14 protein-coding genes and 6 tRNA genes are annotated in these 11,391 nt (G+C 41.4%); 19 read left to right on the forward strand and 1 reads right to left on the reverse strand.

Annotated features, from left to right (window positions below; translation table 11 throughout):
- Window positions 1-32 precede the first annotated feature (32 nt).
- The 12 genes from alr to AC3WR0_RS23645 all read left to right on the forward strand — a co-directional run bounded on the left by alr (window position 33) and on the right by AC3WR0_RS23645 (window position 9,653).
- The gene (gene alr, locus AC3WR0_RS23590) at window positions 33-1,205 is read left to right on the forward strand and encodes an alanine racemase (protein WP_492554558.1); all 1,173 of its coding nucleotides are present in this window, start codon (window positions 33-35) and stop codon (window positions 1,203-1,205) included.
- A gap of 198 nt (window positions 1,206-1,403) precedes the next feature.
- Complete coding sequence (locus AC3WR0_RS23595) at window positions 1,404-1,685, forward strand: YlcI/YnfO family protein (RefSeq protein WP_027324003.1); 282 nt, start codon at window positions 1,404-1,406, stop codon at window positions 1,683-1,685.
- Between the two features lie 4 nt (window positions 1,686-1,689).
- Entirely contained in the window at window positions 1,690-2,040 is a 351-nt protein-coding gene (ndoA, locus tag AC3WR0_RS23600) for a type II toxin-antitoxin system endoribonuclease NdoA (RefSeq protein WP_009795787.1), read from the forward strand.
- 375 nt (window positions 2,041-2,415) lie between these two features.
- Window positions 2,416-3,249 carry an RsbT co-antagonist protein RsbRA gene (locus AC3WR0_RS23605; RefSeq protein ID WP_492554559.1) on the forward strand — a complete coding sequence of 278 codons (834 nt, stop codon included), beginning with the start codon at window positions 2,416-2,418 and terminating at the stop codon, window positions 3,247-3,249.
- Window positions 3,246-3,602 carry an STAS domain-containing protein gene (locus AC3WR0_RS23610; RefSeq protein ID WP_027324001.1) on the forward strand — a complete coding sequence of 119 codons (357 nt, stop codon included), beginning with the start codon at window positions 3,246-3,248 and terminating at the stop codon, window positions 3,600-3,602. The genes AC3WR0_RS23605 and AC3WR0_RS23610 overlap by 4 nt, the downstream gene beginning before the upstream one ends.
- Before the next feature lie 4 nt (window positions 3,603-3,606).
- Window positions 3,607-4,008 carry an anti-sigma regulatory factor gene (locus AC3WR0_RS23615; RefSeq protein WP_027324000.1) on the forward strand — a complete coding sequence of 134 codons (402 nt, stop codon included), beginning with the start codon at window positions 3,607-3,609 and terminating at the stop codon, window positions 4,006-4,008.
- Between the two features lie 10 nt (window positions 4,009-4,018).
- Window positions 4,019-5,029, forward strand: a complete 1,011-nt coding sequence (locus AC3WR0_RS23620; RefSeq protein WP_027323999.1) for a PP2C family protein-serine/threonine phosphatase — start codon at window positions 4,019-4,021, stop codon at window positions 5,027-5,029.
- Window positions 5,030-5,090: 61 nt separating this feature from the next.
- Window positions 5,091-5,423, forward strand: coding sequence for an anti-sigma factor antagonist (locus AC3WR0_RS23625; protein ID WP_027323998.1), 333 nt, complete (start codon window positions 5,091-5,093; stop codon window positions 5,421-5,423).
- Complete coding sequence (gene rsbW / locus AC3WR0_RS23630) at window positions 5,420-5,893, forward strand: anti-sigma B factor RsbW (protein WP_027323997.1); 474 nt, start codon at window positions 5,420-5,422, stop codon at window positions 5,891-5,893. Before AC3WR0_RS23625 ends, rsbW begins: the two co-directional genes overlap by 4 nt.
- Window positions 5,871-6,662, forward strand: a complete 792-nt coding sequence (gene sigB / locus AC3WR0_RS23635) for an RNA polymerase sigma factor SigB (protein WP_027323996.1) — start codon at window positions 5,871-5,873, stop codon at window positions 6,660-6,662. The genes rsbW and sigB overlap by 23 nt, the downstream gene beginning before the upstream one ends.
- The gene (locus tag AC3WR0_RS23640; RefSeq protein WP_492554560.1) at window positions 6,659-7,255 is read left to right on the forward strand and encodes a PP2C family serine/threonine-protein phosphatase; all 597 of its coding nucleotides are present in this window, start codon (window positions 6,659-6,661) and stop codon (window positions 7,253-7,255) included. The genes sigB and AC3WR0_RS23640 overlap by 4 nt, the downstream gene beginning before the upstream one ends.
- 223 nt (window positions 7,256-7,478) lie before the next feature.
- Window positions 7,479-9,653 carry a Tex family protein gene (locus AC3WR0_RS23645; RefSeq protein WP_492554561.1) on the forward strand — a complete coding sequence of 725 codons (2,175 nt, stop codon included), beginning with the start codon at window positions 7,479-7,481 and terminating at the stop codon, window positions 9,651-9,653.
- Window positions 9,654-9,669: 16 nt separating this feature from the next.
- Here the strand turns inward: AC3WR0_RS23645 and cmpA are convergent, their stop codons facing one another.
- Complete coding sequence (cmpA, locus tag AC3WR0_RS23650; RefSeq protein WP_492554562.1) at window positions 9,670-9,783, reverse strand: cortex morphogenetic protein CmpA; 114 nt, start codon at window positions 9,781-9,783, stop codon at window positions 9,670-9,672.
- A 92-nt stretch (window positions 9,784-9,875) separates the two neighbouring features.
- On the opposite strand from cmpA, the gene AC3WR0_RS23655 reads away from it, so the two are divergent.
- The 7 genes from AC3WR0_RS23655 (at window position 9,876) to AC3WR0_RS23685 (ending at window position 11,391) form a co-directional block, all read left to right on the forward strand.
- Window positions 9,876-10,349: a SprT family protein gene (locus tag AC3WR0_RS23655; protein WP_027323993.1), complete on the forward strand. Its 474-nt coding sequence runs from the start codon at window positions 9,876-9,878 to the stop codon at window positions 10,347-10,349.
- Between the two features lie 188 nt (window positions 10,350-10,537).
- Window positions 10,538-10,612, forward strand: a tRNA-Asn gene (locus AC3WR0_RS23660).
- Window positions 10,613-10,617: 5 nt separating this feature from the next.
- Window positions 10,618-10,705: transfer RNA gene (locus tag AC3WR0_RS23665), tRNA-Ser, on the forward strand.
- A gap of 18 nt (window positions 10,706-10,723) precedes the next feature.
- Window positions 10,724-10,795: transfer RNA gene (locus AC3WR0_RS23670), tRNA-Glu, on the forward strand.
- A 356-nt stretch (window positions 10,796-11,151) separates the two neighbouring features.
- Window positions 11,152-11,227: transfer RNA gene (locus AC3WR0_RS23675), tRNA-Asp, on the forward strand.
- A gap of 9 nt (window positions 11,228-11,236) precedes the next feature.
- Window positions 11,237-11,311 (forward strand) — tRNA-Gln (locus AC3WR0_RS23680).
- A gap of 4 nt (window positions 11,312-11,315) precedes the next feature.
- Window positions 11,316-11,391 (forward strand) — tRNA-Lys (locus AC3WR0_RS23685).

Here is an 11,391-nt window from a genome sequence, read left to right on the forward strand (position 1 = left end):
TGGATATAGAGGCAAAATAGGAAGTGACAAAAATGGAAGAACAATTATCATTCTATCGGGATACCTGGGCAGAGATTGATTTAGACAGCATTGCTGAAAATATTAGATCGATCAAAAAATTGATTCCTGAACAAGTTAAGGTTATCGCTGTTGTAAAAGCGAATGCCTATGGCCATGGGGATGTGCAGACTGCAGAAGCAGCACTTGAGGCAGGGGCAGAAATTTTAGCCGTTGCGTTTATGGATGAAGCACTGGCTTTAAGAAAAAAGGGTATTTCTAATCCTATTTTAGTGCTAGGTGCTACACGACCGCAGGATGCCCAAGTCGCAGCTGAACATAAAATTACTCTTACTGTTTTTCAAAAGGAATGGCTGCGTGAAGCAAAAAATCATCTTGAAGCGGGCCATAGACTAACCGTTCATCTAAAGCTTGATACAGGTATGGGAAGAATCGGGATCCGCAGTACGGAAGAGCTTCAATCGATTGAAGAATATCTTTTAATGGAGGAGATATTTGATTTCGAAGGAATTTTCACCCATTTTGCTACAGCGGATGAACTCGACACAGATTATTTTCATCAGCAGCTTGCAGATTTTAAAAACATGCTTGGCGCCATGAGAAACCTCCCTCGTTTAATTCATTGCAGCAATAGTGCCGCGATGCTGCGCTTTCCGGAGGCTCTATTTAATGCGGTCCGGGTTGGAATTGCGATGTACGGTTTGACGCCATCACCGGAGATGGAGAATATTCTTCCTTTTCCGTTGAAAGAGGCCTTTTCGCTCCGCTCCCGCCTTGTTCATGTTAAAAAGGTGGATAAAGGCGATAAGGTTAGCTATGGTGCAACTTATGAAGCACCGGGGGAGGAATGGATTGGGACCATTCCCATCGGTTATGCAGATGGCTGGATCCGAAGGCTGCAGGGGCAAGAGGTTATTGTCCAGGGAGAGCGTGCCCCAATTGTTGGAAGAATCTGCATGGATCAATGTATGATTAGGCTTCCACGGGAAGTTCCCGTCGGAACTACGGTCACTCTTATCGGTAAGCAGGACAGCCAATTTATATCTGTTAATGAGATTGCCCAAAAGCTTGAAACCATTAATTATGAAGTTCCCTGCATCATAGCGAGCAGGGTGCCAAGAGTTTATAAACAAGGTGGAAATATAGTGAATTTAAAGAACTATCTGCTTCAAAATGAATGGGAATAAAAGTTTCCATGTATAAAAGTATATTTTTTTTGCTGATAATACAAAAGAATTGTGCTTAATGGTCTTTGCATTGGGCTTGAATAATGTTATTATTAAAAATGGTAGAGAGAAATTAGAGAATGTAAATAAATCACTCAATTGCCTTTAGCAGGCTATTCGAGGAAAAATGGTGTGTAGTGATGGTGGAGGTGTATGTTTGTGTCCGAAACAGGCGCAACAACGGAGATCTTAGTTAAATTACCGCAACATCTTTTAACCGAATTAGATGGTTTTGTTAAGCAGGAAAATGTAAATCGTAGTGAATTTATTTATCAGGCTACAAAAATGTATTTACGCGAACGTAAAAAAAGACAAATTCGCGAAGCCATGAGACGCGGTTATCTGGAAATGTCAAAAATTAATTTGACTATTGCATCAGAAGCATTCCTGGCAGAATATGAGGCAGAACATACTGTAGAACGTTTAGTCAGCGGAGGATAATCCCTTGATTGTCAAACGTGGCGACGTTTATTTTGCAGACCTATCCCCAGTTGTTGGTTCTGAACAAGGCGGCGTCCGTCCTGTTCTTGTCATCCAAAACGACATCGGGAATCGGTTTAGTCCCACAGTAATTGTTGCAGCTATTACCGCTCAAATACAAAAAGCTAAGCTGCCGACTCATGTTGAAATTGATGCGAAACGATATGGTTTTGAACGAGACTCTGTCATATTATTAGAACAAATTCGTACAATTGATAAGCAGCGCCTAACCGATAAAATTACCCATCTCGATGACGAAATGATGGAAAAAGTGGATGAAGCCTTGCAAATAAGCTTAGGTCTCATCGAGTTTTAACATAAAAGCACGCTCTTGTTAAAGGGCGTTTTTTTATACATAATCCGAATACCTCATATTCTTTTAGTGGCAGGCCGATTGGCTTGCCCTTTTTTTATTTAATAAAGAGGGACTGATTTCTGCAAACCGAAGTTTCCGCTTTTTTGATCAAAAAATAAATTCATAAAAAAAATATTTAAAAAAATAATAAGAGGAGGTTTAGTGGTTACAGCAAGAGGGTAAAAAAGAAAGTCGTAGTGTAAAGTGGGCGATTACTTTTTATTGACTGTATAATATAGATATCATTTAATGATAGATATAAGAAGATAAATGAATGAACTTTTCTGGTTGGCAACATGGCGGACAGGTTAATTTTTTAAGTATGGGGAGGAAGGAATGGAGAATCTGATTTTAGAGTATATTGGGCCGAGGAAAAATGAAATAAAGTCCGAATGGATGGCAAGGATGGGTGGCCAGACTGACGAGCGTGCCTTAAGGCTTGTATCGGATGTAATGTTTGAAAGGACAAGCGGTGAGTTTGTTGAATTAATGATTTCGAACTTGAAAGAGTCAAAGGAAGAATTTAATAACCGTTTGACTGATTTTGCCGAAAAGGTTGTCAGACTTGGCTGGCCATTACACTTCGTTATCGAAGGCTTGCAAACCTTTAGCAAGATTTTATGGGAAGGTATGCTCCAGCTAGGCACAGTTCATGAGGGAAACCAGATGGAAGTTATATATGCATTTGACCGCTGGCTTAGTCCTCTTCAAAACGAAGTAGTTGATAACTATTCCCGAACTTGGGAGAGAACTGTTTCTCTGCAAAAAATAGCATTACAAGAACTTTCCGCACCTCTTATTCCTGTGTTTGACGGAATAACGGTTATGCCTTTAGTGGGTACCATTGATACGGAACGTGCAAAACAAATCATGGAAAATCTGCTGACAGGAGTCGTAAAGCATAGATCTGAAGTGGTTTTAATAGATATAACAGGAGTGCCTGTCGTCGATACGATGGTGGCACACCATATTATTCAGGCAGCGGAGGCCGTCCGGCTGGTAGGAGCAAAATGTATGCTTTGCGGCATTCGACCTGAGATTGCTCAGACAATTGTAAATTTAGGGATTAACCTGAACCAATTTACGACAAAAAACACGCTGAAAAAAGGGATAGAAGCGGCGCTTGAAATGACAAATTGTAAAATTGTCAATGTGGAGGGAGCAAATTGAGAATACCTATTTTGAAACTGCATGATTGTTTATTAGTATCTATTCAATGGGAATTGGATGACCAAACCGCCCTTCAATTCCAGGAGGACCTGCTCCATAAAATTCACGAAACAAGTGCTAATGGTGTGGTGATTGATATTACTTCAATTGACTTTATTGACTCCTTCATCGCTAAGGTTTTGGGCGATGTTATTAGCATGTCTAAACTAATGGGTGCTAAAGTTGTTATTACAGGAATTCAGCCTGCCGTCGCCATTACGCTGATTGAATTGGGAATTGGGTTGGAAGATGTCCTCACCGCCTTAGATCTAGAAAAAGGTTTGGAGAAATTACAACAGGAATTGGGGGATTAAGTTTATGGGGAACCAATCCTGCGTGAAAATTTTGAATGAATGGGACATCGTTGCGGCCCGTCAGCTGGGGCGAAACGTCGCAAAAGAGCTTGGTTTTGGCACGGTCGACCAGGCGAGAATTACAACCGCGATTAGCGAACTTGCCAGAAACATCTACCTTTATGCTGGACAGGGGCAAATATGTATCGAAAAGATATATGATGGCGGAAAAGCAGGATTGAAAATAATTGCTGCTGATAATGGCCCCGGCATTAATGATATTCGTCAAGTAATGGAGGATGGCTTCTCAACATCGGGCGGCCTTGGAGCCGGACTGCCCGGAGTTAAAAGATTGATGGATGAGTTTGATATTGATTCATCACCTGGAAGCGGGACAGATATAATTGCGACCAAGTGGCTCCGTTAGGAGGGGGATTATGGATTTTCGGGAAAAAATGGAACAGGAGTATCGGGAAATTTTAATAAATTATTTAAAAAACCAATCGGAACAATCTTTATATCAGGGGCAATTGTTCAGCAGGCATACCCTCGAACAGAAAATTTCTCCAGAAGAAATTGTTAGCCTCCATAAAAGCTTGCTCCTCAATCTTTATCCAGAAGTTCCCGAGAGTGTCTTGCATTCTTTCGACATATTACTTGAGGTTATGATGGGCTATGGCGTTGCCTATAGGGAACACCAAAGCCTCAGGAATAAACAGATGGAACTGCGGACAGAAATGGAAATAGCAGCAAATGTACAGCAGACACTTCTTGGAACATCTATTCCGGATGTGGAAGGATTAGATATCGGTGCATTAAGTGTTCCTGCAAGACATATGAACGGGGATTACTTTCACTTTGTAGTCGATGAAAATAACTGTATAAATGTAGCTATAGCGGACGTTATCGGGAAAGGAATTCCAGCTGCCCTTTGCATGTCGATGATCAAGTATGCAATGGATAGCCTGCCAGAAAACCGAAATGCTCCTAATCTAGTCCTTGAAAGCCTAAACCGGGTTGTGGAGCAGAACGTGGACCCAAGCATGTTTATTACTATGTTTTACGGCATGTATAACCCTGAAAATCATACTATTTATTATTCATCTGCAGGACATGAACCTGGATTTTTCTTTCAGAAGGAAACAGAGGAATTTTCAGAGCTTGAAGCCAGAGGACTGCTATTGGGGATTGATAAGAAAACCAAGTACCTGCAGTTTGAAAAAGAAGTCCTGCCTGGGGATATGATTATTTTAATGTCTGATGGAGTAACGGAATGCAGGACAGAAGAAGGTTTTCTCGAAAAAGAGGAATTGATTGGCTATATTCGAAAATACATTCATTTAAGCGCACAGGAAATAGTAAATAATATTTATAAAGATCTAGAAAGGCTTCAACATTTTCAATTGCGTGATGACTTTACGTTAATCATTATTCGAAGAAATGTTTAATCACCACTGAAAGAGGGTAAACGAATGAGAGAGCAATTGATTAATAAAGAGGTGGGTCATAATGAATATTAAAATAGATGTAACAGAAAAAGATTCAGTATTAGCAGTAACTGTAAGCGGAGAGGTGGATGCTTATACAGCGCCGAAGCTTCGCGAGTCCATTTTCCCGTTATCTGAAAAAGAAAATGTCAAAATGGAAATTGACCTTACAGAGGTTTCATATATGGATAGTACCGGACTTGGTGTTATCGTAGGTGTGTTTAAATCTGTTCGTTCCAATAATGGAGAATTCCGTTTGGTCGGATTGTCGGACCGCCTAAAAAGACTTTTTGAAATAACTGGACTGGCGGATATCATAGATATCAAAAGCCAGATAGAGGGTGGAGTGCAATGAATCAAACGTTTGACTATATTGAAATGAAGATACCGGCAAAGCCCGAGTTTGTGGGTGTGGTTCGTCTAACCCTTTCTGGTATTGCCAGCAGAATGGGATTTTCTTATGATGACTTGGAGGACTTAAAGATTGCTACAAGCGAAGCTTGTACCAATGCAGTTCAGCATGCTTATAAGAATAACGAGCCAGGCGAAGTCCTGATCGGTTTTGGATTATATAAAGACCGCCTTGAAGTGATGGTAGCGGATAGCGGCAAGAGTTTTGATTTTGAATCAGCTAGACAAGGTATTGGCCCTTACGACGAAAATGATTCCGTGGAGTTTCTTCGTGAAGGAGGTCTGGGGCTGTACTTGATAGAAACATTAATGGACGAGGTTAGAATTCATCATAAGGAAGGCGTAACTGTCTTTATGACTAAATACCTTGAAGGAGAGCAGGTGGAGATCGATGTCGAGACAATCTCAACCTAACTCTGGTAAACAGGATGTTAACGAACTAATCAAAGCATATCAGCTTCACCAGGATGAAACGGCGCAGGACCAGCTCGTCGTCCATTATAAAAGTCTCGTAGAAACCATTGCGCGCAAGTATTCAAAGGGCCGCTCGTTTCATGAGGATATTTTCCAGGTTGGGATGATTGGACTGCTGGGGGCCATTCGCCGCTATGATGAATCGTTTGGAAAAAGCTTTGAGGCTTTTGCCGTGCCGACGATTATCGGTGAAATTAAAAGATTTTTACGAGATAAAACATGGAGTGTGCATGTGCCTCGGCGCATTAAAGAATTAGGACCCAAAATTAAAACGACAGTTGAAGAATTAACAACCAAGCTTCATCGTTCACCAAGGGTGGATGAAATAGCTGAAATGCTTGATGTATCTGAAGAAGAAGTGCTCGAAGCGATGGAAATGGGTAAAAGCTATCAGGCGCTTTCAGTTGACCACTCTATTGAAGCTGATTCAGATGGTGGAACCGTTACTCTGCTAGACATTGTCGGCAGTGTAGATGAAGGTTACGAAAAAACTAACCAAAGGCTTGTCCTTGAAAAGGTTCTTCATGTACTTTCAGAACGGGAAAAGAAAATCATTCAGTATACTTACCTGGAAAACATGAGCCAAAAGGATGCCGGAGATAAACTTGGAATTTCTCAAATGCATGTTTCCCGATTGCAGCGCAGGGCTATTAAAAAGCTGCAGGAAGCAATCCATTCAGAGGCAAATAATTCGGAGTGCCTTTCATGAACCATTTAGTCAATGATAATATCGAAGTCTACGCATACCAGACGGCTAAGGAAGGCAAAGCCTTTTGCGGGGACAGCTATTATTTTGTAGCAACAGATGACTATTTTGTCTGTGTCCTCGCGGATGGGCTAGGCAGTGGGCAATATGCCTACGAGGCATCCCACGCTTGCGTTGAGGCGGTTGAAAAATATCACCACGAAGATGTGGACACGATAATGAAACACTGTAATGAGGTTCTTCTGCATAAGAGAGGGGCAGCTGTGTCGGTTTTCAAAGTCTATTTCCATGCAAGGGAGTTTGTTTACAGCTGTGTGGGCAATATCCGTTTTTTCCTTTATTCATCAAAGGGGAAGCTGACCTATCCTCTGCCCGTTACGGGATATCTATCGGGGAAACCGCAGACGTATCATACACAGCGTTTTTCCTTCGATCCTCATTCTAAATTCCTTATTTTTTCCGATGGATACGATTTTCAAGGCATCAAGTCGTTGCTTAAAGGGTTATTTCCGGTAAAGATGATTGCCGAAGAAATTATTGCAAACCATGCAAAGTCCAATGACGATGCAACTTTCCTAGTGGGAAGCTTACTCTGAAAAGGGTAGGCTTTTTTGCTTTTTGGTCTGTTAACCATTACCGTTGTTTTTAAGCGACTGTAATAGGATGAAAGACCAAAAGCGGCATTATAATTAAACAGCGGCTTATATAAAAGATGGCCAAAAGTACCGTTTTTCTTTTTATGAAATTGACCGATAATGAAACAGTGCGTGGTATTTGATACAATAATAACCAGAGAAGGATTTAATGGAGGATGGTTAAGTGAAAGACGTTCTGGATAAAAACGAACAACTTTTAAAAAGAATCGCTGAAGAGCAATCATTTACTTATAAACAAGTTAATAGTGTTATTTCTTTATTGTCAGATGGAAATACAGTACCGTTTATTGCCCGATACAGGAAGGAACAAACCGGTGCCCTGGATGAAGTCCAAATTAGAAATATTCAGGAGCGATGGCAGTACATACAAAACCTTGAACAGAGGAAAAGCGAAGTTCTTCGAATTATTGAGGAGCAGGGGAAACTTTCGGTCGAACTAAGCGAGAAAATCAAAAATGCGGCCAAGCTTCAGGAGGTGGAGGATTTATATCGCCCCTATAAGCAAAAAAGGCGCACAAAAGCAACGATTGCCAAGGAGAGAGGGCTTGAGCCTCTTGCGGACTGGCTTTTAGCTAGCCCTTCTGGGGATGTAAATACTGAGGCTGAAAAATATATCTCTGAGGAAAAAGAGGTTGTTACAGCAGAAAATGCGATTTCAGGTGCAAAGGATATTATAGCAGAAGTGGTATCCGATGACGCTGAAAGCCGTAAGTGGATCAGGAGAGAGACATTTAAGTCCGGAATGCTAGTATCATCAGTAAAAGATGCTGAAAAAGACGAGAAGAAAATATATGAAATGTACTATGAGTACGAGGAACCGGTAAGCAAAATTGTTCCACATAGGATTCTTGCAGTTAACCGTGGGGAGAAAGAAGAAATTCTAAGGGCAGGCATTAAAGTAAACGCTGATACCATGGTTAATTATCTTTCAAGGAAATGGATAAAAAACGACCGCTCCACTTCGGCGTGGATTATCCGAGAGGCTATCGAGGATGCTTATAAAAGGCTCATTCAGCCATCAATTGAAAGGGAAATACGTACAGAGCTTACAGAAAAAGGGGAAGAACAAGCAATCCATATATTCTCCGAAAATCTTAAAAATCTTCTTTTGCAGCCTCCGTTAAAAGGAAAGGTTGTTCTTGGAGTTGACCCGGCCTATCGTACTGGGTGTAAGCTGGCTGTTGTAGATGATACAGGAAAAGTATTAAATATCGGTGTCATTTATCCGCATCCGCCTGTGAATAAACCAAAAGAGGCAAAAGAAAAAATCGTAAACATTTTAAAGGAATACGCCGTCGAAATGGTGGCGATCGGGAACGGTACTGCTTCAAGGGAAACAGAACAGTTTATTGCTGACATTCTTAAAGAAGCTAAAAATGAAATTTATTATCTGATTGTCAATGAAGCTGGTGCGAGTGTTTATTCCGCCTCCGACCTGGCAAGAGAAGAGTTTCCTGATTTTCATGTTGAAGAAAGAAGTGCGGTTTCAATCGCACGTCGTTTACAGGATCCCCTAGCAGAGTTAGTGAAAATAGATCCTAAATCAGTGGGTGTTGGCCAATACCAGCATGATGTATCACAAAAAAAACTATCTGAATCGCTGCACTTTGTTGTCGAGACAGCGGTTAACCAGGTAGGTGTAAATGTAAATACTGCTTCCTCCTCATTGCTGCAGTATGTTGCTGGTCTTAATAAAACAGCTGCAAATAATATTGTTAAGAAACGAGAAGAAGAAGGGAAGTTTACAAGCAGGGCGCAGTTAAAGAAGGTTCCCCGTCTTGGCGCTAAAACATTTGAACAGGCTATAGGGTTCTTGAGGGTACTGGATGGCAAAGACCCTCTGGACAGGACAGGAATCCATCCTGAAAGCTATGATGAAGTTAAAAAACTTCTTGCGAATCTTGGTTTTACAACAAAGGCTTTGGGAACAGATGAACTACAACAGGAATTAAGCAAGCTGGATTTAAAAGCCGTATCAGCGGAGTTAAATATAGGAGAGCTAACATTAAAAGATATTATTGACGCATTGGTAAGACCGGGACGTGATCCTCGTGACGAACTCCCTCGCCCGCTTCTAAAAAAAGATGTTCTTAAACTTGAAGATCTTAAGCCGGGAATGGAACTGCAGGGGACAGTTCGAAATGTAGTTGATTTTGGAGCGTTTGTAGATATCGGAGTAAAACAGGACGGAATGGTCCACATTTCCAAGCTGAGAAAACAATTTGTCAAGCATCCAATGGACGTCGTATCGGTTGGCGACATTGTAACGGTTTGGGTTGACTCAGTTGATATGAAAAAAGGAAGGGTAGCCCTAACCATGCTCCCTCCTTCAGAATAAACTTTAAGCACTGTTCTCAGGAACAGTGCTTTTTTTGGTAAAAGAACCAGCATTGGTTTAATAACTTGATTTGATAACGGTCTTTTTCATAAAAGGCCCTTTTTATTTGGTTTTGAAACCATATCGGCATAACTAAACCTCCCGAAAAAGTCATCCGTAAAAGTTATTTTCAATGTATGCTATAATAGGTTGTCATGTTCATGGATAAAGTGAGGGTAATTAATGGAAGAAACAGAACTTCAGGGTTTAGTGGAGAGGATATCATTAATTGACTTTGGCAAACCCTTCTGCCATAAGGCTATATTCAATAATAGGCTCCGGTCAACAGGTGGAAGATACCTTCTGCGCTCACATAACATTGAAATAAACAGAAAGTATTTGGAGCAGCTGGGACAAGAAGAATTAATCGGCATTATAAAACATGAGCTTTGCCACTACCACCTTCATCTTGAGGGAAAAGGGTACAAGCATAGAGATGCTGATTTTCGTGCACTTTTAAAAAAGACAGGGGCACCGAGATTTTGTAATTCACTTCCTGAGGCACCGAAAAGAAGAATTGCGAAAAAGATTCTTCTTTATAAATGTTCAAGCTGCGGCCTTCAATATAAAAGAAAAAGATCAATAAATACATCTCGTTATGTGTGTGGGAAATGCAGAGGACGTTTAGTAAAAGTCGGAGAAGTGCAGGTGCAATAAGGAGCATTTCTCTCGGCAATTTTTTTATTAAAAACGTCTTGACTTTGCAATACAACGTCATTATAATGTAAAGAGTCGACAAGATAACAGCTTGTCCGGCTAGGTTAAAAGATTGCTTTATTTTATAACCTATACCACAGTATCTCAGTGGTAGAGACGAGCGAAACAAGGAATTATAATTTAATTGTTCCACAGTAGCTCAGTGGTAGAGCTATCGGCTGTTAACCGATCGGTCGCAGGTTCGAGTCCTGCCTGTGGAGCCACTTTTGGGGAAGTACTCAAGAGGCTGAAGAGGCGCCCCTGCTAAGGGTGTAGGTCGGGTAACCGGCGCGAGGGTTCAAATCCCTCCTTCTCCGTAGTAAAAATTTTATTTCGGCCCCTTGGTCAAGCGGTTAAGACACCGCCCTTTCACGGCGGTAACACGGGTTCGAATCCCGTAGGGGTCATCAAGGATGGGGAATGACTCAATCTCATTTCCTGTTCTTTAAAAAAATATGACATTAAATTAACATTTTAAAATTTGGCCCCCGTAGTGTAGCGACGAGCGAAGCATCGGTGAACCAGCAGCGAGTTGTCTCGATGCACCAGCTTCTATGATACTCTGGAAGAGGAAGAGACAGTATAGCGTAATCTTAGAGCATTAAATTAACATTTTAAAATATGGTCCCGTGGTGTAGCGACGAGCGAAGCATCGGTGAACCAGCAGCGAGTTGTCTCGACGCATCCACTTCTATGAATCCCCTGGAAGAGGAAGAGACAGTACAGCGAAATCTTAGAGCATCAAATTAACATTTTAAAATATGGTCCCGTGGTGTAGCGGTTAACATGCCTGCCTGTCACGCAGGAGATCGCCGGTTCGATCCCGGTCGGGACCGCCATTTTTTTATTGGGCTATAGCCAAGCGGTAAGGCAACGGACTTTGACTCCGTCATTCGTAGGTTCGATCCCTGCTAGCCCAGCCATTGTGAGCCATTAGCTCAGTTGGTAGAGCATCTGACTTTTAATCAGAGGGTCGAAGGTTCGAATCCTTCATGGCTCACCA

The organism is Neobacillus sp. FW104-15D2 (genome assembly GCF_058790155.1).